General features: G+C 62.9%; 16 protein-coding genes. 5 read left to right on the top strand and 11 right to left on the bottom strand.

Going from position 1 to position 20,591, the window contains the following annotated elements:
* Positions 1 to 1,260 (bottom strand): ABC transporter substrate-binding protein (locus ACOZK4_RS24890; protein ID WP_421594359.1); only part of this gene is annotated, 1,260 nt, incomplete at its 3' end.
* A gap of 497 nt (positions 1,261 to 1,757) precedes the next feature.
* Between ACOZK4_RS24890 and ACOZK4_RS24885 the strand changes: the two genes are divergently transcribed.
* Both ACOZK4_RS24885 and ACOZK4_RS24880 read left to right on the top strand, forming a co-directional pair.
* The gene (locus tag ACOZK4_RS24885) at positions 1,758 to 2,471 is read left to right on the top strand and encodes a helix-turn-helix transcriptional regulator (RefSeq protein WP_313531174.1); all 714 of its coding nucleotides are present in this window, start codon (positions 1,758 to 1,760) and stop codon (positions 2,469 to 2,471) included.
* 124 nt (positions 2,472 to 2,595) lie between these two features.
* Positions 2,596 to 3,003 carry a response regulator gene (locus ACOZK4_RS24880; protein ID WP_313531176.1) on the top strand — a complete coding sequence of 136 codons (408 nt, stop codon included), beginning with the start codon at positions 2,596 to 2,598 and terminating at the stop codon, positions 3,001 to 3,003.
* Positions 3,004 to 3,024: 21 nt separating this feature from the next.
* Here ACOZK4_RS24880 and rirA read toward each other — a convergent pair whose 3' ends face one another.
* On the bottom strand, positions 3,025 to 3,489 hold the full coding sequence (rirA, locus tag ACOZK4_RS24875; protein ID WP_313531178.1) for an iron-responsive transcriptional regulator RirA: 465 nt from the start codon (positions 3,487 to 3,489) through the stop codon (positions 3,025 to 3,027).
* A gap of 180 nt (positions 3,490 to 3,669) precedes the next feature.
* Between rirA and ACOZK4_RS24870 the strand changes: the two genes are divergently transcribed.
* The gene (locus ACOZK4_RS24870) at positions 3,670 to 4,713 is read left to right on the top strand and encodes a Fe(3+) ABC transporter substrate-binding protein (RefSeq protein WP_421594358.1); all 1,044 of its coding nucleotides are present in this window, start codon (positions 3,670 to 3,672) and stop codon (positions 4,711 to 4,713) included.
* Between the two features lie 218 nt (positions 4,714 to 4,931).
* Here the strand turns inward: ACOZK4_RS24870 and ACOZK4_RS24865 are convergent, their stop codons facing one another.
* The 3 genes from ACOZK4_RS24865 to ACOZK4_RS24855 form a co-directional block, all read right to left on the bottom strand.
* Positions 4,932 to 6,023, bottom strand: a complete 1,092-nt coding sequence (locus ACOZK4_RS24865; protein ID WP_421594357.1) for a M48 family metallopeptidase — start codon at positions 6,021 to 6,023, stop codon at positions 4,932 to 4,934.
* The gene (locus ACOZK4_RS24860; protein WP_421594356.1) at positions 6,013 to 7,104 is read right to left on the bottom strand and encodes a YjgN family protein; all 1,092 of its coding nucleotides are present in this window, start codon (positions 7,102 to 7,104) and stop codon (positions 6,013 to 6,015) included. The genes ACOZK4_RS24865 and ACOZK4_RS24860 overlap by 11 nt, the downstream gene beginning before the upstream one ends.
* A 127-nt stretch (positions 7,105 to 7,231) precedes the next feature.
* Positions 7,232 to 8,728 carry a CoA-acylating methylmalonate-semialdehyde dehydrogenase gene (locus ACOZK4_RS24855; RefSeq protein ID WP_313531185.1) on the bottom strand — a complete coding sequence of 499 codons (1,497 nt, stop codon included), beginning with the start codon at positions 8,726 to 8,728 and terminating at the stop codon, positions 7,232 to 7,234.
* Positions 8,729 to 8,831: 103 nt separating this feature from the next.
* Between ACOZK4_RS24855 and ACOZK4_RS24850 the strand changes: the two genes are divergently transcribed.
* Positions 8,832 to 9,713, top strand: a complete 882-nt coding sequence (locus ACOZK4_RS24850) for a LysR family transcriptional regulator (protein ID WP_421594355.1) — start codon at positions 8,832 to 8,834, stop codon at positions 9,711 to 9,713.
* Positions 9,714 to 9,716: 3 nt separating this feature from the next.
* Here the strand turns inward: ACOZK4_RS24850 and bcsN are convergent, their stop codons facing one another.
* From bcsN to ACOZK4_RS24820, 6 genes are all read right to left on the bottom strand, one after another.
* The gene (bcsN, locus tag ACOZK4_RS24845) at positions 9,717 to 10,631 is read right to left on the bottom strand and encodes a cellulose biosynthesis protein BcsN (RefSeq protein ID WP_421594354.1); all 915 of its coding nucleotides are present in this window, start codon (positions 10,629 to 10,631) and stop codon (positions 9,717 to 9,719) included.
* Between the two features lie 7 nt (positions 10,632 to 10,638).
* Positions 10,639 to 12,609, bottom strand: coding sequence for a hypothetical protein (locus ACOZK4_RS24840; protein ID WP_421594353.1), 1,971 nt, complete (start codon positions 12,607 to 12,609; stop codon positions 10,639 to 10,641).
* Positions 12,606 to 14,981, bottom strand: coding sequence for a cellulose biosynthesis cyclic di-GMP-binding regulatory protein BcsB (locus tag ACOZK4_RS24835; RefSeq protein WP_421594352.1), 2,376 nt, complete (start codon positions 14,979 to 14,981; stop codon positions 12,606 to 12,608). The genes ACOZK4_RS24840 and ACOZK4_RS24835 overlap by 4 nt, the downstream gene beginning before the upstream one ends.
* Complete coding sequence (bcsA, locus tag ACOZK4_RS24830) at positions 14,974 to 17,235, bottom strand: UDP-forming cellulose synthase catalytic subunit (RefSeq protein WP_421594351.1); 2,262 nt, start codon at positions 17,233 to 17,235, stop codon at positions 14,974 to 14,976. The genes ACOZK4_RS24835 and bcsA overlap by 8 nt, the downstream gene beginning before the upstream one ends.
* A 158-nt stretch (positions 17,236 to 17,393) precedes the next feature.
* Complete coding sequence (locus tag ACOZK4_RS24825; protein ID WP_421594350.1) at positions 17,394 to 18,320, bottom strand: DMT family transporter; 927 nt, start codon at positions 18,318 to 18,320, stop codon at positions 17,394 to 17,396.
* Complete coding sequence (locus ACOZK4_RS24820) at positions 18,317 to 18,886, bottom strand: TetR/AcrR family transcriptional regulator (protein ID WP_421594349.1); 570 nt, start codon at positions 18,884 to 18,886, stop codon at positions 18,317 to 18,319. Before ACOZK4_RS24820 ends, ACOZK4_RS24825 begins: the two co-directional genes overlap by 4 nt.
* Positions 18,887 to 19,067: 181 nt before the next feature.
* Between ACOZK4_RS24820 and ACOZK4_RS24815 the strand changes: the two genes are divergently transcribed.
* A complete protein-coding gene (locus ACOZK4_RS24815) occupies positions 19,068 to 20,015 on the top strand; it encodes a hypothetical protein (protein WP_421594348.1) in 948 nt (315 codons plus the stop codon).
* The last annotated feature ends 576 nt before the right edge of the window (positions 20,016 to 20,591 follow it).

Raw genomic sequence — 20,591 nt, 5'->3', positions numbered from 1 at the left:
GTCCTTGGCAGACGAGAGCTTCAGGTATTCGGCCCATTCGTAGGATACGATCTCGGCGGTGACGCCGATCTTGGCAAGGTCGGCCTGCATCAGTTCAGCTGCGCGACGAGCGTTCAGCATGTACGGACGGGCAACCGGCATAGCCCAGATCTTCATCTTGAGATCCTTGACGCCGGCGTCTTCAAGCATCTTCTTGGCCGCGTCCGGATCGTACTTGTCGTCTTCGACGGCATTGTTGTACGACCACATGGTCGGCGGGATCGGGTTCTTGGCAACCGTTGCCGCGCCCTGGAAGACGGCGTCGACGATGGCCTGCTTGTTGACGGCCATGTTGAGAGCCTTGCGGACCTCGACCTTGTCGAACGGCGGAACCAGCGTGTTATAGGCGAGATAGGCGACGTTGAGGCCTTCCTGCTCGAGAACCTGGAGGTTCTCGTCCTTCTTCAGCTCGGCGACGTCGGCAGCGTTCGGGTAGGCCATGATGTGGCACTCGCCGGCCTTAAGCTTCTGCGCGCGCACGGCAGCGTCCGTGGTGATGGCGAAAACGAGGTCGTCGATCGGCTGCTTGCCGTTCCAGTAGTCCGGGTTGGCCTTGTAGCGGATCGCGGCGTCCGTCTGGTAGGCAACGAAGGTGAACGGACCCGTTCCGAGCGGCTGCTGGTTCAAGAGTTCCATCTTGCCGTCAGCCGCGAGCTTGTCGGCATATTCCTTGGAAAGGATCGAGGCGAAGTCCATGCCGAGGTTGGCGATGAACGGCGCTTCCGGACGCTTCAGCACGAACTTGACCGTGAGGTCGTCGACCTTCTCGATCTTGTCGATCAGATCCGGGAAGCCCATGCCGGCGAAATATTCCCAGGAGGCGCCGGCGACATACTTGTTCCAGGCATTGTCGGCCTTGTACTGACGCTCGAACGAGAAGATGACGTCGTCGGCGTTCAGTTCGCGGGTCGGGGTGAAATAGTCCGTCGTCTGGAACTTCACGCCCTTGCGGAGGTGGAAAGTGTATTCTTTGCCGTCAGCCGAAACATCCCAGCTCTCGGCGAGGCCCGGTTCCAGTTCCGTACCGCCATGCTTGAATTCGACGAGGCGGTTGTAAGCGGTACGCGACGTGGCGTCGAAGGTCTGGCCGCCCGTGTAGAGGCCAGGATCGAAGCCTTCCGGCGAGGCTTCCGAGCAATAGACCAGTGTCTTCGACCAGGCGGCAGATGCCATCATCGAGGCAAGCGCCGTCGCTGCGAGGAGAGTAGTCAGCTTTTTCATAGTTGAGCTTCCCAGGTTTGCTTTTTTGTTCTCTTGTTTGCGAGCTCGGGTGCATTTCCAGCCCCGGCTTGCGCGGATGGAACGACATTTGCCGCAGGATTGCAATAAGTCCGCAAACAAATTTGTCCAATCGGAAAAAACGGCGGAACTTTATTCTCCACAGCATTCGAAACCGCTTTAAAAGCGCCGCGAATCAGTCCGCGCCTCCCGGTCAATCCCCACCACCCCTGATAGCGGCGGCGCAGGCCGCGTGTCATAACGCGACAACGAGGCAAGAGGGGCTGTCCTTTTCTGCTTTCCTCCGTGGCGGCGGGGCAAAGCGAAAAAGAAAAGGGCAGCCTCGCTTTCATTTTCAGCCTTTGTTTCCAATCGCTTGACCATACTACCCGCAAAAAAAACGATCTCCCCCCGCGAAATTGTCCCGCAAAACCCTTTGCCGCCAGAGATTGTGGCGCTAGATTCCATCTGTGGATTCTGGGGGTGGAGGCCACGTGCCCGTGTTGAACAGACATTACAGGCGGTACGATTTCGAAGGCGATCTTGAGAAGGCTCTCAATCGCGTCGATTTCTTTCGCATCTTCCACACCATGGCGCTGCGCTACGGCTTCGAGCATTTCGGGGTGTTGCAGCTCATCAACGAGCACGAGACGAGCCAGCTCGCCACGCGCCTGATGCTGCATGATCTGCCGGCGGGGCTGGCGGAGACCTATGACAAGCGGTACCGCCTCAACGACTCCACACTCTTCAAGAGCTTCTACAAATCGACGATCTCGACCGTCTGGCGCAGCACCGATCATTTCGAGAACGGCGCGCGCAATGGTTCCGATTTCCTCGATCAGATCGGCTTCGACATGGCCCTATCCATTCCCGTGCATTCGGTGAACGGCACACGCTATGCCGTGCTTTTCCTCGGCGACGGCGACGATATCGACCGCCGCGAACACTACGAGATCTGCTACGAGGCCAATTGCGCCTTCGACTACTTCCACCGCCAGGTTCTCGCCAACAAGGCCGGAATGGGCCTGACCCCGCGCGAGACGGAAATCCTCCGCTGGATTTCCTACGGCAAGACCGCAAGCGAGATCGCCCTCATCGTGTCAGTCTCCGAGCATACGGTGAACTCACACACGGCGACGATCCTGAAAAAGCTCGATGTGGTCAACCGCACGCAGATGGTGGCAAAGGCAATCCGCGAACAGATCATACAGTAGCGTTACAAAACCGGATCCTGACCTAGGGATAGTAGAGTTAGGGACTTGTTAATACTCCCGGGCTGGATGAGAGTAGCCGCCGGTCCAGGCCACAAGCTTAATGCAATCAGGTTCACCTACCGCCATGACAGCACCCGTGCATATCCTGCTCGTCGATGACGATCCCGCGGAAAACGTCATCCTCCGCGCTCTGATGCGCAAGGTTACGAGTTATGCGATCACGTTGCATTATGTGGAGACGGTAGAGGCAGCACTGGGCTTCATTCGCGCCGCCGGTGCGCCGCTGGACATGATCCTGATGGACAATCGGTTGCAGCCGCAGGCGGATTTTCGCGAGACCGTGCCCGAACTGCGGCGCAACGGTTATATCGGCCCTGTCGGCGTCATCTCCTCGTCGATCAGCGATGCCTATTTCCAGAAGATCGACGACTACGGCGTCGATTTCCGCATCGACAAGGCCGAACTCGACCCAACGGCCATCGAGTTCATTCTGCAGGAATATGTGAAGCGGGACGCCGGCGCCGGTATTTGACGCCGGCCAAAGCGCCGGCAGTCAGGCCGCCGGCTGCTGTGCCAGCGGCGCGGTTTCGAGACCGAGCAGCAGGCCGATCTGCGGGCGCGCCTTGACGAGATCATCGATCGTATATTGCTGAAGCACTTCGAAGAACGCGTTGAGCGCCTTGCGCAGCGCGGAATTGAGCCCACAGCTGTCGACCAGCGGGCATTCGACTTCACCGGCCTCGAAACATTCGGCCATGGCGAAGGAATCCTCCGTCACGCGCACCACGTCGAACAGCGTGATCTCGCTTGCGGGCTTGGGCAGGCGCACGCCGCCATTGCGGCCGCGTACCGTCTCGATGATGCCGGCGCGGGTCAGCGGCTGAAGGATTTTGAACAGGAACAGCTCCGAGACGCCATAGGCCCGGGCGATCTCCGGGATGCGGCTGAGCTTTCCACTATTCGCCGCGCAGTACATCAACATGCGCACCGCATAGTTGGTTTGTTTCGTCAGACGCATCGGGAACTCCGAATCCGGTTTCTCAGGTTCCACCACATATAGGATAGATCGCCATTTAGAACAATTCCAAAAAGCGGAAAATCACATTCATGTTATGCGCACCGCAGCGCGGTTGACTGGAAGGGGCAAGCCGCTAAAGACGACTTTAGCAGTAAAGAATAAATGCCCCAGGAGGACCCGATGCACCTGCTCAAGACTTCCCTCGCCGCCCTTGCCATCTCGACCGCCGGTCTGGCCTTCGCCGCCCCCGCTTTCGCAGACGGTGAAGTCAACATCTATTCCTACCGTCAGCCGGACCTGATCAAGCCGCTGCTCGACGAATTCACCAAGGAAACCGGCATCACCACGAATGTGCTCTTCCTCGACAAAGGCCTCGTGGAGCGCATCCAGGCCGAAGGCGCCAATTCGCCGGCCGATGTCATCCTGACGGTCGATATCTCGCGCCTGACCGAAGCCAAGGACGGCGGCGTAACGCAGCCGGTGGCAAGCGACGTCATCAACAAGGACATCCCCGCGCAGTACCGCGATCCCGACGGCAACTGGTTCGGCCTGACCACGCGTTCGCGCGTCGTCTATGCCTCCAAGGACCGCGTCGCGCAGAACGAGATCACCTATGAGGAGCTCGCCGACCCGAAGTGGAAGGGCAAGATCTGCACCCGTGACGGGCAGCACTCCTACAATATCGGCCTCTTCGCCTCGATGATCGCCCATCACGGCGAGGCCGAAGCCGAGACGTGGCTGACGGGCCTGAAGAACAACCTCGCCCGCAAGCCCGACGGTGGCGACCGTGACCAGGCCAAGGCGATCCTCGCCGGCGAATGCGACCTGGCGCTCGGCAACTCCTATTATGTCGGCCTCATGCTGACCAACGAGAAGGAGCCGGAACAGAAGGAATGGGCCGCCGCCATCAAGGTGCTCTTCCCCAATGCCAACGACCGCGGCTCGCATGTCAACGTCTCGGGCATGGCCATGGCCAAGAACGCCCCGAACAAGGACAATGCGCTGAAGCTGATGGAATTCCTGTCGGCCGGCACCGCGCAGCAGATCTATGCCCAGCAGGTCTATGAATATCCGGTCCTGCCGGGTGCTGAACCCTCCGACGTCGTCAAATCCTTCGGCACGCTGAAGGCCGACACGCTGCCTCTCGTCGACATCGCGGCCAACCGCAAGAAGGCCTCCGAGCTCGTCGACAAGGTCGGCTACAATGACGGTCCGTCGCAGTAACGAACAAGCCTCCCAAGGCGAACACGGAAACGGCGGCTCTCGGGCCGCCGTTTTTCATTTCACGCCCAATGCTATGGCATCAGGACTTCTCCTCCGTCATGGTCGGGCTTGACCCGACCATCCATGCTCCGAGTGTGGCGGTGGATCCTCGGCTCGAGGCCGAGGATGACGTCGGAGAGGAGGAAACGGCAGCGGGCAGATAACCGCGACCGTCTCTCCTACTGCAAATCCGGATCCGACTGGCCGGAGATGATCCGGGCGTAGTCGATAATCTCCTTCTTGCGTTGCGGCGTGCCGGGATGGGTGGAGAGCAGGTTGGTATCCGACTTGTCGCCGAGCTTCTCTTCCAACAGCGTGAAGAAACGGGCGATGGCGGTGGGGTCGTAGCCGGCTTTCGCCATCAGCTCGACCGAACGCCGGTCGGCGGCGCTCTCGGCGTCGCGCGAATAGGACAGCGCCAGGAGACCGCCGCCCTGAACCAGCACGTCCTCGACGCTGGAGCCGACGTCGCCGGCAATCAGCATGATGAGGCCCGTCATGCCGGCGGCGCGATAGAGCTGACGAAGGCTGTGTTCGAGTTCGACATGGCCGATTTCATGCGCGAGCACGCCGACGATCATCTCGCTGTCCTTGCCGGCCATTTCGACGAGCTGGTCGGTGACGACGAGCGTACCGTCCGGCAGCGCAAAGGCATTCGGCCCGATGAAGCCGCCGTCGCGGAAATTGAGATTGTAGGCGCCTGCCCCCCGCGGCGACTGGGCGGCGATGCGCGCAAAACCGTCGGCGATCTCGTCGCGCTTTTCCGCGGAGAGTTTCGTCGGCGAGAAGGTGGTCTTGTCGAGCGCCTGCAAGGTGCCCTGCGACATCAGCTGCGGGACGATGGGCGGCGTGGTGAGGATGGCGACCTCGACAAGCGCAGGCACACCCCAGCGGTAAACGATGCTGCCAAGCGCAAAGGCGGCGAGCACGATGACGATGAGGCGCAGGCGAAACTGCTCCAGCCAGTGCACCAGCCCGGCCCCGCCCTTGCCGCGTGCGGCGAGAAAGCGGTCGATGCCGTCATTGTCCCAGCTCTCGAAGACCGAGCCATCCGGAAAGATCACCCGGCGCGGGATGGAGCCGACGCGGCCGGAAATCTCGACCCAGGAGAGACCCGCACCGGCGAGCGGCTTTTCGCCATCGGCCGGCAGCGCGGCGATTTCCCCGGCCCGTTCGACGAGGCGGGCCTCGACCGAGCGGCTGGAGCCGGCGGGGTGCCAGTCGCCCTTGGCGATGGCCCCGCCGGTTATGGTCTCAGTCTCAGAAGCCAAAGTCGAAGCCTTCAAAGTCCATGAACTCGGCCCCGACGGCCGACCCCTGCGCCTCCAGCGCGCTGAACAGCTCGCCGACATCGCCGGTGAAGGTAACGCCGGTGTGCTCGAAGGTATAGCGCGCCATGCGCACCGCCGCCCAGGGCCGCATCAGACCCAGGGTGAGAAGCGTGACGATGACGTTGCTGATGGCGATCCAGGTGTAGCGGGTGCGCGACAGGTCGCTCATCAGCTGGTGTTTTCCGTCGAAGGTCGTGGCCGACCAGGCGATGTTGCGCACGCCCGCCCGGTAGAACAGGCCGGCAATGCCCATCGTCGCGAAAAGCACGACGTAGCCGATGACCGCGCTGATCACGAGCGGGATCTGCTGTTCGGGCGTCAGCGAGCCGGGCGTCTCGATCATCGGCAGGATGAGCGAGATGTTGGCGACGACCAGAAGGGCGATGATGCCAAGCCCGACAATGGCGATCAGGAACGACAGGAGCCAAGACTTGTAGATGGCGCCGAGCTTCGGATCCGTCTCGAAGGCCTTGCCGCCATAGCGCAGGTTCGAGCCGATATAACAGGAGACCCACCGGCTGGCGAGCGGGGTCAGGATACCGAGCGTGATGACGGCCAGAAGGCCGCCGAGGATGAAGGCCTTGAAGGCACCGCCCGCACCGCCGACGAAATCGAAGCGCACATTGCGATAGCTGGTGACACGCGCGCTGAAGCGCAGCCCCTTGGCGACCAGCCAAGGCAGTGCGATCAACACGACGAGGGTCGGCAGGAGAACGAGGATCGGCACGATGGCCGCCATAACGTTCAGCACGACGAAGGCGCCGAGAACGATGAGGCGTCCGACGAGGATCTGCAGGCCCTTGGCGTGATACTCGAAGGACCGGCCGAGCAGCACGGTATTGCCGAAGAAATAGCGGTTGCGCCGGACTTTCGCCCAGGCGGAATAGATGCCGAGCGTGAGGATCGTCAGGAGAACGTTGACGATCCAGATGCCGAAATATTCCGACGCCTTGCCGGTAAACGTGATGCGATGAAAGCCGCCCGCCTGCCCTGCGGGTTGCGGCGATCCTGCCAAAGACATGGTTGCCCCCTTCAAAAATATAAAAACACGAGGGGTTAACGGGCCGCGCTTGCGGCCTATTCTTCGCAAAGCACAAAAAAAGGGCTCCCCTGCGGGAGCCCTTTCGATGATCGATCCGAAGGGATGATTACTTCATCGTCGGGATGGAGAATTCCGCACCGCCCTTGATGCCGGACGGCCAGCGGCTCGTCACGGTCTTGGTGCGGGTCCAGAACTTGATGGAATCCGTACCGTGCTGGTTGAGGTCGCCGAAGGACGAGGACTTCCAGCCGCCGAACGAGTGGTAGGCGAGCGGAACCGGGATCGGAACGTTGATGCCGACCATGCCGATATTGATGCGGCTGGCGAAGTCGCGGGCCGCATCGCCGTCACGGGTGTAGATCGCGACGCCGTTGCCGTATTCGTGCTTCATCGGCAGGTCGAGGGCTTCCTCGTAGTTCTTGGCGCGAACGACGGACAGGACCGGGCCGAAGATTTCAGTCTTGTAGATTTCCATGTCCGGCGTGACGTTGTCGAACAGGCAGCCGCCGACAAAGTAGCCATTTTCGTAACCCTGCATCGTGAAGCCGCGGCCATCGACGACGAGGTTGGCGCCTTCCTCGACGCCCTTGTCGATGAGACCGAGGATGCGCGCCTGGGCTTCCTTGGTGACGACGGGACCCATGTCGGCCTTGTCGTCCGTATAGGGACCGATGCGGAGGCCCTCGATCATCGGGGTGAGCTTCTCGATGAGGCGGTTTGCGGTTTCCTCACCGACCGGAACGGCAACCGAGATCGCCATGCAGCGCTCACCGGCCGAGCCGTAGCCGGCGCCCATCAGGGCGTTGGCGGCCTGGTCGAGGTCGGCATCGGGCATGATGATCATGTGGTTCTTGGCGCCGCCGAAGCACTGGGCACGCTTGCCGTTGGCGGCAGCGGTTCCATAGACGTAGCGGGCGATCGGCGTGGAGCCGACGAAGGAAACGGCGGCGATATCCGGATGCGCCAGGATGCCGTCGACCGCACCCTTGTCGCCGTTGACGACGTTGAGGATGCCGGCCGGCAGGCCGGCTTCGATCATCAGTTCGGCAAGGCGGATCGGCAGGGACGGATCGCGCTCGGAGGGCTTCAGGATGAAGGCGTTGCCGCAGGCGATGGCGGGCGCGAACATCCACATCGGGATCATGCCCGGGAAGTTGAACGGCGTGATGCCCGCGCCGATGCCGACCGGCTGGCGGATCGAATACATGTCGATGCCGGGGCCTGCGCCTTCGGTGAATTCGCTCTTGGAGAGATGCGGGATGCCGATGACGAATTCGCAGACTTCGAGGCCGCGAATGACGTCGCCCTTCGAGTCCTCGACCGTCTTGCCGTGTTCCTTGGAAACCAGCACGGCCAGCTCGTCCATATGCGTGTTCAGGAGTTCGACGAACTTCATGAAGACGCGGGCGCGACGCTGCGGGTTGGTGGCGGCCCACTTCGGCTGCGCGGAAAGCGCGCTGTCGATGGCGGCTTGCAGATCGGCGTCATTGGCAAGCGCGACCTGCGCCTGTACTTCACCGGTTGCCGGGTTGTAAACATTGGCGGTGCGGCCGCTGGTGCCGGGCACCTGCTTGCCGTGGATGAAGTGGCCGATCTGGTACATGGGGAGTCCTCCGTGGTTATGAAGGGATGATCGCACTTCAATTTGCACAACACAATCGCCTCAGATAAGGAACCGTTGTGCAAAAATTAAAGTCGGAGGCGACATGAACTGGGATGACGCACGCTTGTTTCTCGCGGTTGCCCGCACCGGCCAGATCCTCGCCGCCTCCCGCCGTCTCGGCGTCAACCACGCGACGCTCAGCCGCCGCGTCAGCGCACTGGAGGAGGCGCTGAAGACCCGCCTGCTGATCCGCCGCACCAATGGCTGCGACCTCACCGCCGAGGGCGAGGCCTTTCTGCGGGCGGCCGAGCGGATGGAAACGGAGATGCTGGCGATGCAGGCGAGCATCGGCCGGATCGACACTGCCGTTGCCGGCACCGTGCGGGTCGGCGCGCCCGACGGTTTCGGCGTCTCCTTCCTCGCGCCGCGTCTCGGACGGCTGACGGCGCGGCATCCCGAATTGAAGATCCAGCTCGTGCCGGTGCCCCGCTCCTTCTCGCTTTCGCAGCGCGAGGCCGATATCGCCATCACACTGGAGCGGCCGGAACAGGGCCGGCTCGTCTCGTCGAAGCTGACGGATTATACGCTCGGCCTCTATGCCTCACGCGACTATCTCGCCCAGAACGGCACGCCCGAGACCGTCGAGGACCTGAAGAGCCACCGGCGCGTCGGCTATGTGGAAGACCTGATCTTCACGGCCTCGCTGAACTTCACCGGCGAGATCATGCGCAGCTGGGATGCGAGCTTCGAAATCTCCAGCGCCACCGGCCAGACGGAAGCCGTGCGCTCCGGCGCCGGCGTCGGCATCCTGCATGACTATATCGCCCGGCAATATCCGGAACTCGTGCGGCTGCTGCCGGCCAACACGATCCGCCGCGCCTACTGGACGACATGGCACGAAAGCGCCCGTGACCTTACCCGCGTGCGCACCGTCGCCGAGTTCGTGCAGGAACTCGTGCGGCAGGAGCACGCCATCTTCCTATAACGATCACTCCGCGTTGAGTGCGACGGTTCCCGGCATCGGCACCAGCGCGCTCTTCGCCCTTGTCTTGGGCTTCTGGACAGGCTCCTCGGAAACGGCAACCTTCACCTTCTCCTCACCCGGCAGGGGAACGCGCACGGCATTGCGGATGACTACCCGCTCTTCCGCCGGCTTCTCCTCCACCGCCGCGCGACGCTTCGGTGTGCGGCGCGGCGCAATCTCGGCGCTGTCGTCGACCACGACGACCGGTTCCGCACGAACGAGCACGGGCTGGCTCTGCGAATAGCCGCTGCCGCCGGCATATTGCAGCATGTCGAACGTGTTGCGCGTCACCGGCTTCATGCGAAGCCCACCCATGACGGCGGCGATGCGCTCCTGCGACATCGTCGGATGGCAGAAGCGCAGGCGCACCTGCGCGGCGTAAGCACCGACGCGCTCGGCCGAAACGCGCTTGGCGAACTGCCAGGCATAAAGGCAGCTGCCGGACGTGCCGAGCGGGCCGGTTGCGTAACCATAGACGCCCTGCCCGTTCTGCCCCGGCACGTCGCTGATCCGCATGGCGACGCCGGGCAGCGCCTGCCGCATCTCTGCGACAATGGCGCGGCGTGTCGGTGCACGCAGGAAAGCCATGCCCTCGGAGGGTTGGCCGACCCGCACCGTCAGCACGTTCTCGCCGGCCGAAGCCGTGGCGTTGGAATAGACGATTGCCTGCTCGAAGAAGCCGCTGCGCGCCGTCTGGCGCACGCTCTGGATCCGGCCCGACACCAAGGGCAGGTAGGCCACGGCAAAATCCGGCGAGACCTCGGTGGAGATCGGCGGCGCGTCCGGATGGATGGCGCCGGTTTCCAGAAAGGGATCGTGCACGGTGGAAGCGCAGCCGGCGACGAGAAGAGGCAGAATGGCAGAAATGAGCCAGCGCATGAGGATCCTATCGCAGGGTAACGGTGGATGCGGAAAGGCCAACGGCCGTCGCCGGATCGTAGAACTGCATGTTCAGGCGGGCGAAGACGGCCTTTGCCTGCCCGCGGTTGCCGAGATGGTAGTAGGACCAGCCACGCAACTGGCTGAGATCCGCCGGTTCGGCAACCAGGCTGGCGCGCGCGTTCAGCGCATCCAGAACGTTCTGGTATTGCTTATGATCGAAGGCCGAGCGGGCGCGCTGCCAGTAGATTTCGGCCCGAACCTCACGCTCGCGTTTCTCCGACATCGGATAGGTCGCGACCATGGCCTCGGCATCGTCCGTCAGGCGACCGCGCAGTAGCGTGAGCGCCGCGCCATAGGCGGCGTCCTGTTGCGTGCGGCTATTGTTCAGCGCGGCTTCAAAGGCGTTGCGGGCATCGGCCAGACGGCTGAGCTCCAGATAGCACCAGCCCTTGATCAGCATGGCGTCGGCCGAAACCTTGCCGCGTGCCTCCTGAGCGGAAACATCCTTGACGCAGGCGCTGTAGCGCTTGGCCTTGAAATGCGCGAGGTAGCTCGCTCCGCCACCGCCGGTGGACGACGCCGTGGTATCAGGCATTTCGACGGCCACACTGCGGCGGGCCTTCGGGGGCGTGGCGACCTTTATCTCGGCCCAGATCTCCGGATAGATCTCGCGATATTCATCCTCCAGCGCGGCATAATCCTTCTTCGCGCCGAGACGCAGCAGGCTCAGCGCCAGCCCCTTGACGCGCACCGGCGCGCTTTCCCAATCCAGCGACTTTTCGAACCAGGCTTTCGCGGCCTCGAACTGGCTGGAATTGTAGGCGTACCAGGCGAGAATTTCGGCGTGGTCGGCGTCGGATGTCGCAAGGATGGCGTTGCTATAGGCGGTCACCGTCTTCACATCGGCATCCGGCTGGTCGGGTTTCGAGAAGCGCAGCGACAGCGCGTTCATCAGGAATTCCGGGTCGTCGGAGAATTCCACGATGTAATCCTCGGCGACCGCATAGGCCTCTTCCCGCTTGTTTTCAGCGGCAAGCGAGAGATAGAGGCCCTTGGCGTTCTCCTCGTCGCGGCCCTTGGCCAGCGCCGCCTTGAACCAGCGCTCGGCGCTATCAGGCGCCTTCAGCTTCAGATCGTACCAGCCGAGCAGCGAGAAATCCTCGAGGCGATCCCCTTTCTCCGCCACGGCGCGCAGCTTGGCGACCTCGCCTTCGGCGATGGGCGTCTGGCGCTTTTCATCCGCGTTGAAATCGGCGACGTCCTTGCGCGTCAGGTCGAGTTCGACGGGCTGTAGACCGGCCTGCAACAGAGGAGAGGTGGCGAGCACGCCCATCGCCTTGCGCACGTCGTCCGAGGAGAAATCGCGCGTCGATTTCTGCAACGTGGTCAGGATCTGTGCATCCGGCAGGCGCTTTTCGCCTTCACGGAAGAGCAGGCCGCGATAGGTGTTGGTCAGCGCGTCCTTGGCACCCGTCTCGGCATAGGCGTCGAGCAGCATCCAGACGAGATCGACCTCGGTTTCGGTCGACGGGTCAAGCGTTCTGGCCGCCTCGATGACGCCCATCCAGTCCTTGCGCGCAGTGGCGGCCATCATCTCGACGCGCTGCTTGCGGCGGGCGAGCTTGGCGGAGAAGTCTTCGCTCGGCCTCCACTGCGGATTTTCCGTCTGGCGGCGACCGATCTCGGCGGCGATGCCGGTGAAATCGTTCTTCTCGTAGAGCGCCCAGAGCGCGGTTTCATCCACCTGCTGCACGACCGGCGCATAGACATCGGCCGGCACGACGAAATCGGGATATTTCAGCCGCAGCCGGTTCGTCTCGGCTTCGAGCCGATCCTGCTGCTTCTGTTCGGCATAGTAATAAAGAGCGGCAAGTTCGATCTCGCCGGGGCCGGACTTGGCCTCCCCCGCCAAAGCCAGCGGAGAGAGTGCCGAGGAACCGAGCAGCAGCGCGGTGAGGAAAAGCGGTGTTCTCATCGGTCGGACCTCACGCCCTTGCGCGGCACCGTCAGGCCAAGCCAGACGGCGAAGAGGCCGAGGCAGGCAAGCACGAGCACCACATAGATCTGGAAATTATCGGAAAACCAGGCGGCCGCGACGCGGCGCAGGTTGCCCGGACTGCGATCGGCGAGATCGGCGACATAGCGATCGGCGGCCGGAAGGCTGACGAGCGACAGGCTCGCCGTCTCGATGGTCGCCGTGCCGCCCTGCAGGTCGCGCCAGACGGCGGGCTCGACCAACCGCTGCACGCCGGCATCGACATCCCGCGGCGAGTTCGCCTGGATCACCGTCCAGGTGGCGAGCCCATCGGGGGAGCGCATCTGCGACAGCGTTACCAGCGCGCCCTCGCCATGCGGGGTAACCCGCGCCGTGTTGTCGCCCTCATAGCTCAGCCAGCGGCCGAAGCTGCGTGACGCGGCGGAGAACCAAAGCTGCGCGCGCGACCCGAAGGACAACTCGTCCTCCTCGGCCGCGGTCGAATTGTGGAAGGCCTGCAACAGATCGGCGGTGTCATTGCCGGAGCCGACGGCGCCGTCGGAAACCGACGCCGTGTGCACCGGATCGGGCTTCAGAAGATCGGCAACGGAGGCCGTGACCTCGTCCGCATCCGGGAAAGCCGCCTTGCCGGATGTGCCGAGCTCGGCAAAATCGTTCTGCGAGGAAACGACGAGCGCATCGCGGCCGGTGCCTTCGGACGGCGAACCGATGGCGATCTTCGCCGTCAGCGGCGCGCGGGCGGAAAGGGCGAGGCGCGACAGCATGGTGAGGCCGGCGGCCGCAGACTGGCCGTCGGCGCGGTCGATCACCAGATCGAACGGCTTGCCGCCGCCATAGGGATAGGCCTTGCCGGCCAGCGCCGCCAGATCCGGCAGCCGGCCGATACGGGCCAGCGCCGGAACCTCGATCGCCGTCGTGTCGAGCAGGATGAAGCGCGGCTTGCCATCGTCCCGCTCCTCCGGCCGGCAGGCGGCATCGGCCGCCGTCGGCAGCTCGGCCAGCAGTTCGACGCGGTTGGCGCCGGGATGGAAGGCGCGCAGCGGCAGTTCGATGCGCTTGCCGTCGAACTGTTCGCCTTCGCGGTTGCGGAACGGGTAGCTCTTCACGACCTTGTCGTTGACGCGCACGAGAAGCTGCGCGGTCTGCTCCAGCCCCGGCGAGGTCGCGGCGTGGAGGCGAAGGTCGAGCGTGGCATATTCCGCCGGATAGAAATCGGCGGGCATGTCGATGGTGAAATCGGTGCGCGAGAGACGGCCGGAGAATACACGAGTCTCGTAACCCGTCTCCTTCAGCATGCGCCGTTCGCCGGCATCGACCACGAGGGCACCCCTGCCCTTTTCGAAGACACCCGTCCTCAGTCCATCGGCCATCGGCCCCTTCACGGCGGAGAGTACGGCAGCATTGATATCGCCGAGATTGGCGGCGCGCAGCACGACGCGTGCACGGTCCGCCGTGGCACCGGCCTGGACGGAGAGCCCGCGCGGCGCGTTGGCAATGCCGAGTTTCGCGAGCGTGGCAGCGCCGGCGCGGTCCATGGCCATGACGAGATCGATACCCGGCCCCGTGCCCGGCTTGTCATCCACCGACACCGTCACATCGTCACGGTTGAGGAAGAGGATCAGCGATTGCAGGACCGGCGCGACCTCGTTCAGCGCCTCCGCGCTGAGAGCGCCGGGCACGACGATGCGCACATCCGTGCGCTGCGCGGCATTGCGGCGAACGGACAGCAGACCGTCGAAATCCGTAAACGCCGAGGACGCCGCCGTGGCGAAGCCGCTTTGCGCGGGGTCGAGCTTCGTCCAGAGCTCATAGGTGGCATCCAGTGCGCAATCGACGCGATGATGCTGGCGGGCGCGAACACGCACCACATTGCGACCGACCTTGAGAAGATCGGGGGCGACGGCGATCTTTTCCGTCAGCACGCCGTTCGGCGAGGCGATAGCGAAGCTGCCGGCATCGCGGCCGTTGACCTCGATATCCATCTTCGCGGTATCGGGCAGCACCGAGACCGCATTGATATAGGCAAGGTTCAGCGTGCCGCCGGCCGAGACCTGCGGCCCGTCGAGCGCGAAGGTAAAGGTCGCGACATCGTCTTCGCCCGACAGCGTATAGGCATCCGCCGACTGCTCGAAGGGTACGAGCATGGCGCCGGTGGCGACGGCTTGCGCCTTTTCGGCCTTCACTTCGGCCGGCTGCGGCAGCAAACCACCGGAGAGCGCGGTACCGGACAGCGTGGTGCCTTCCAGCAGCGGCTTGACGGCATCGGCGACCAGCCCTTCCGCCCGGCCGGCACCGGCCGAGGCGATGAGCAGGGCAAGGCCCAGCGTTCCGAGAAGAGGGGTCTTAGCCATAGGCCTGGGCTCCTGTGAGGACCGGCGGTAGTTCTGCGGCGCGGCCGGGGATCTGGGCATTGTTGTCCTTGACGGTGATCGGCGCATCAGCGGCGGAGCTGACGGCTCCCTCGCGGATGAGGCCGGCTGAGTAACGCAGCGCCCGCAGCGTCTCGCGGATGCTCCAGAGCGCGAAGCGCGAGGTGCCCCAGAAGAAGCTGCGGCGGATCTGGCGACGCGACAGCCGCTCCTGCAACACCGCCTGATCGGAGAACATCAGCTCGGCGATGGCCATGAAGGTTTCCGGCGTGCGCTCCTTGTAGGCGAAGCCGTAGACGGCGCCTTCACCCTCGCCGCGGCTGGAGCGGGAGATCACGTCGAAGGCGATGATCTGGCCGGCGCGGCGCAGCTGGATCGTCGCTTCCAGCGGCGTATCGAGATCGATTGCCGGCGCCTGCTCGACGAACTCCACCGAGATACCACCCGAGGAGGCATCCTGGATGATGATATTCTTCAGCTTGCCATCGACCTTCATCAGCGCATGGCGCTTGACCGGCAGGCGCTGGTTGCGGCGCAGTTCGCGGCGTTCGGCGACGACGCCGAGGGCGGCCCCGGCGAGGCCGAGATTGATGAGGTTCCAGCCAGCGACGATGGTGAGCAGCTCGGTCGCGACCGGCTCCGTCAGGAAGCGGTAGCCGGAGTAAAGGGCAGCCGCGAGCAGAACGAAGAAGATGATGAAATAGGGCCGTGCTAAGGGCGACAGCATGCTGCGATCGAGCGTCTGGCCCTTTGCGGTTACGTTGAAGGTCGGCTTGCGCGGGTTGCGCACGACGGAGACGATGGAGCCGAACAGCAGCACCGACTGAACATATTCATAGAGCTCGGAGACCCAGGGCCAGCGCACACGGCCATAGAGATAGCTCTGCATGGCGAAAGAGCCGATGAGATAGGTCACCGCATAGGAGGCGAATTCAAGAATGTTCGCCTGATAGATCTCCAGCGAGAAGAAGATGTAGAGCAGCGGTGAGAAGACGAAGGCGAGCCGCGACAGCGGGAACAGCCAGAACAGGTTGATGCCCGCATAGCAGATGCGCTGGGAGAGCGTCAGGCCCTTGGCGAGGAACGGCCGGTTCAGGATCAGGATCTGCAGCATGCCCTGGCACCAGCGGGCGCGCTGGCCGATGAAGGAGACGAAGGTCTCCGGCTGGAGGCCGGCGATCAGCGGCTTGTCGACATAGAGGCTGTGCCAGCCCTTGGAATGCAGCGCGAGCGCCGTCTCGCAATCCTCGGTGATCGACTGGCCGGAGAAACCGTTGGCCGCCGAGAGCGCCGAACGCCGCAGCACCGCTGCCGAGCCGCAGAAGAACGAGGCGTTCCACTTGTCGAGCCCGCGCTGCAGGATCGAATAGAACATCTCGTTTTCCGAGGGCATGCGCGCGAAGGTCTGGAGGTTCTTTTCCAGCGGATCGGGGTTCAGGAAGTAGTGCGGCGTCTGGACGAGGAAGAGCTTCTTGTCCTTGGCGAAATAGCCGACGGTCTCCCGCAGGAATTCGCGCACCGGCGCATGGTCGGCATCGAAGACGACGACGAGTTCGCCATGCGAGACCTTCAGGCCCTCGTTGAGATTGCCGGCCTTGGCATGGTCGTTCTGCTTGCGGGCGTGGTAGACCACGCCGAGCGAGGCGCAGAGCGCCTTCAGCTGCTCGTGCCGGCGAATGGCGGCAATCGAGACGCGCGGATCCCTATGATTGCGCTTGGCCTCGGTGCCGCCGTCGTCGAGCAGATAGACGGTCAGCTTGTCCTTGGGATAGTGCAGCGACTTGGCGGCGGCGAGCGTGCCGGCCAGAAGCTCCGGCTCCTCGTTATAGGAGGGTATGAAGACGTCGACGGTCGGAAGATCGGCGGCATCGCCAAGCTCCGGCGCCTTGCGCTTCAGGGGATCTGCCAGCATGAAGAAGCTGATCGCCAGCATGGCCAGGCAATACATCTCGGCGAGATAGAGGATCAGGCCGGGAATGAAATTCAGCGGTTCGTAGATGCTCGGCAAGGTCTCGGTGGTACGCCAGAAGGCGTAACGCATGGCGAGAATGCCGGCAAAGATGAAGGTGACGAGCCGCAAGGTGGTGTTCTCGGGGCGCGTCATCGCCAGGAACATCACGCCGAGTACGGCGAAACTCAGGATAAGCTGGGCCTGGAGGCTGAGTGGCAGCCAGAGAAGGAACAGCCCGATCATGCCAGCGGGAATCGCCAGCCACTTGACGCACGTCATGTGCATTTGAAGAACCCCATTTGCATCGCGGCAGCGCGTCATGCGGACCGGTTCCCGTCATGAGAACGGGATGACCCTAGGGATTCATTGGTCAACGGATTCCTAATACAGTGCCAAATCGGGATGGCGGCCGCTGGCGTGGTAAAGGAAGGGTTTACAACCGCTTAGTCATGCAGCACCGGCCGCGCCTGCGCCACCAGCACGATGCCGCCGAGCGAGACGAGAAGGCCGAGCGCCATGGCCCAGGACAGCGGCTCTGCGAACATCAGGAAGGCCCAGATCATCGTGACCGGCGGGCTGAGATAGAGGATCGCCGTCACCCGCGCCGGCGAGGACTTGCGCAAGGCGAGGTAGTAGAGGCTCCAGGCGCCGAAGGTGGCGACGAAGACCAGCCAGAGAATGCCGCCGATGAAGCCGCGATCCATCACCGGCAGCACGCCACCCTCATGCCAGGCGAGCCCGGAAAAAATCGCGGCCGCCGAGAGGCATTGGAAGCAGAGGCTCTGATAGACCGGCATGGCATTCACCGCACTGCGCTTCTGCAAAAGCGTGGCCAGCGCAAGCGACAGCGTGCCGAGCACGGGCAGTCCATACGCCCAGAGCGGAACATTGCCCCAGTCGAGCGAACCGCCGGATGCGATTATGACGCCGGCAAGGCCGATGAAGGAGCCGATCCATTGCCGACCCGTCAGCGCCTGCCCCAGAATGGGCCAGGACAGGAAGGCGACGGCGAGCGGCAGCATGTCCGTGATCAGCGCGACGAGACCCGTCGGCACGCCAAGCCCGATCGCCAGCGCGAAACCCGAGAGATAACCGGCCATGGCCAACGCGCCGAGCAGCATCTGGAACATCACGTCCCTGCCCCGAATCTTCGGCCCCATCGTGAGCGCGAAGGGTAGAAGCACGAGGCCGGACACGAGGCTGCGCCACAGCAGGATCAGGAAGATCGGCGCATGATCGCTGGCAAAGCGCACGCCGATGAAGCCGGCGCTCCAGCACACGACGAGGGCGGCTTCGAGAAGGATGAGAACGGCAAGCGCCGTAAACCGGTTCGGCCGGCGCAAGGGCAAGGCGAGATCGGAAGCGGTCATAGCTGGTCCACAATCGAAATGGCGATCCGGCGCGCCGCCTTCAGGCGCCCGTCATGGCCGTCCAGGCCCGCGCGGGCCATCGCGCCCTCCAGCACGAAGGAGAGATGCTCGGCGGTCTCGTCGATTGCCGCAGCCGGCTTCATTTCGCGAAGGTAATCCTTGAAAAGCTGCTCGACCTCTTCCTTCTGGAATGCGACCGTCGCCCGGCCCGCATCGCCGACGGGAAGTTCCGCCGCAGCATTGAGCAGCCCGCAGCCGCGAAAACCCCAGCCATAGGCGAGCTCGGCATGATCCACGTAGGAATCGAAGACGGCGAGCAGCTTTTCACGCGGTGTTGCGGCCGTGGCGAGCCGCTCGCGATAGAGCACATGCCACTCCTCCAGCCGCGCATCGAGATAGGCCTTCACCAGATCCGACTTGGAGGCGAAATTGTTGTAGAGGCTCATCTTGGCGACACCGGCATGGGCCGTGATCGTATCGATCCCCGTCGCCCCCACCCCATCGCGATAAAACAGCTCAGCAGCCGCCTTCAACAACCGCTCCCGCGCCGGCACCCGTTCGCTCATCAACCACACCTCGTTCTTATGTAGACCGATCTACCTAATCAGCATGATTGTCAAGAGCGCCATTGGCACGGGGGAGTTTTCGTTATTGCGATACGCAGATCGATAAACTTGCAGCAGCCGCGTCAACAGGGTCGCAACACCCTCGCCCTACAACCCTGAGGCAATGACAGGAGCAATTTTCATGAAGTTCATTTTTGCCGCATCCGCCGTTTTCGCCACCACTCTGCCGGCAATCGCAGCCGACTGGCCTCAGGCCGATGTCGACGCGGCCATTCAGATCGTCACGACACGAGAGAAGGACAGCGGCATTGAGGAATGCGTGACCTCGTCCGGCACGACGGTCGCCTACATTGCTACGCAGCGCGATATCGATGCCGACGGCGTCAAGGAGGTGCTTATCAGCAGTTCTCCCGCCAAATTGGGAAATGGCGTCACCGGCTGTTACGGCATGACCGGTCAGAATATCTTTCTCCTGTCCAAGGCCGGCGACAACTGGACGATGCTGATCGAGGCCGACAATACGCAGGAGCTGATCTTCCATCCCCGCAAAACGGGTGGGATGCCGGATATCGAGATGACCGGCCCCGGCTTCTGTTTCCCGGTCCATCGCTATGATCGCGGCGAATACCGACCCTGGAAAGTCTGCGACGGCAACCAGCAGCTTTTCGCCGACGCGGCGCCATGGATCACGGACAAATCGAGTGTCGCGCCGCGCGACGGCGAGACGGCGCAGGTCGAGACCGCCTCCTTCGAGGCCGGCAATGCCGTCGACATGCGCAGCCTGTTCGACCACAACGGCTCCGATGTCCGCATTGATCCCGGCGCCGGCACGATCGTCTATGAAAAGCCCAAAACAAAGATTGCGGGTACAGTGAAGGCCGGCATGCTGCTGTTCAAAGCCAGCGCACCATGGGATCCCTACGACGACAGGACAACGATCAAGGGCACGGCCTATGTCTTCAAGAAAGGCTGCGAGCCGGCGCCGTACGAGGTGGCGGGGCGGCAGGAGGGCTGGCACACATTGGTGCTGAAGGGTGCCGCACCCGTCCGCGCGAAAAATGGATGCGCCGTCGTCGGCTACAAGATGAATGGAAACGCGACACTGAAGTTCGTGAGCTGGGGCGACTGACAGCGCGCCGCCGGCGCGGCACTCAGATCACGATGGCAAGAAAACGGTACAGCTGAGAGAATATTCCTCTCTCCCGATAAGTCCTATCGAAACAACTTATCAGGAGAGAGGAATGGTACGGTCGAGTGGATTCGACCCGGCCTCTTTGATATTATTTATCAGATAGATATCCTTCCGTTTTCTGCGCATTGTGGTGCATTTTGTAGTGCATTTCTTGCACTGGCGAATTGCGGTTGACTTCCCCTCTCACCGATGAATTCATCCAATGTAACTCCTCGCCATTCTCGCTCGTCCTCTTGTCCGTTCCAGCTTACGGCCAGACTGGCGTGTCATCGATGCGACACCACCGTGATTGGCGGGGTGATGCAGTTCCGCAGGCACATCAATAGCTCGACGTTGACCGAGCGGGCTGCGCCGATTGTGAACTCGTATTGAGCTTAGGTGGTGAGAGTGACCTCACCAAGAAATCCTTGTCGAGCGGCCTTACGTAGCCCACAACGCGACAGATAACGCGCGAACATTTACTGTTTACTCAACACACAGTTTATATTTACATGTGCCGATCTGCGGGTTGGA

The sequence above is a fragment of the Shinella sp. M27 genome, assembly GCF_049199905.1.
GTDB lineage: Bacteria > Pseudomonadota > Alphaproteobacteria > Rhizobiales > Rhizobiaceae > Shinella.
This window is presented reverse-complemented; position numbering and strand designations above follow the sequence as displayed.

What these genes read in the sequence shown, in the direction of transcription:
- ACOZK4_RS24880 (WP_313531176.1), top strand. Translation starts at nt 2,596, where the DNA reads ATGACAGCACCCGTGCATATCCTGCTCGTCGATGACGATCCCGCGGAA.
- rirA (WP_313531178.1), bottom strand. Translation starts at nt 3,489, where the DNA reads ATGCGTCTGACGAAACAAACCAACTATGCGGTGCGCATGTTGATGTAC.
- ACOZK4_RS24870 (WP_421594358.1), top strand. Translation starts at nt 3,670, where the DNA reads ATGCACCTGCTCAAGACTTCCCTCGCCGCCCTTGCCATCTCGACCGCC.
- ACOZK4_RS24860 (WP_421594356.1), bottom strand. Translation starts at nt 7,104, where the DNA reads ATGTCTTTGGCAGGATCGCCGCAACCCGCAGGGCAGGCGGGCGGCTTT.
- ACOZK4_RS24855 (WP_313531185.1), bottom strand. Translation starts at nt 8,728, where the DNA reads ATGTACCAGATCGGCCACTTCATCCACGGCAAGCAGGTGCCCGGCACC.
- ACOZK4_RS24850 (WP_421594355.1), top strand. Translation starts at nt 8,832, where the DNA reads ATGAACTGGGATGACGCACGCTTGTTTCTCGCGGTTGCCCGCACCGGC.
- bcsN (WP_421594354.1), bottom strand. Translation starts at nt 10,631, where the DNA reads ATGCGCTGGCTCATTTCTGCCATTCTGCCTCTTCTCGTCGCCGGCTGC.
- ACOZK4_RS24840 (WP_421594353.1), bottom strand. Translation starts at nt 12,609, where the DNA reads ATGAGAACACCGCTTTTCCTCACCGCGCTGCTGCTCGGTTCCTCGGCA.
- ACOZK4_RS24835 (WP_421594352.1), bottom strand. Translation starts at nt 14,981, where the DNA reads ATGGCTAAGACCCCTCTTCTCGGAACGCTGGGCCTTGCCCTGCTCATC.
- bcsA (WP_421594351.1), bottom strand. Translation starts at nt 17,235, where the DNA reads ATGCACATGACGTGCGTCAAGTGGCTGGCGATTCCCGCTGGCATGATC.
- ACOZK4_RS24825 (WP_421594350.1), bottom strand. Translation starts at nt 18,320, where the DNA reads ATGACCGCTTCCGATCTCGCCTTGCCCTTGCGCCGGCCGAACCGGTTT.
- ACOZK4_RS24820 (WP_421594349.1), bottom strand. Translation starts at nt 18,886, where the DNA reads ATGAGCGAACGGGTGCCGGCGCGGGAGCGGTTGTTGAAGGCGGCTGCT.
- ACOZK4_RS24815 (WP_421594348.1), top strand. Translation starts at nt 19,068, where the DNA reads ATGAAGTTCATTTTTGCCGCATCCGCCGTTTTCGCCACCACTCTGCCG.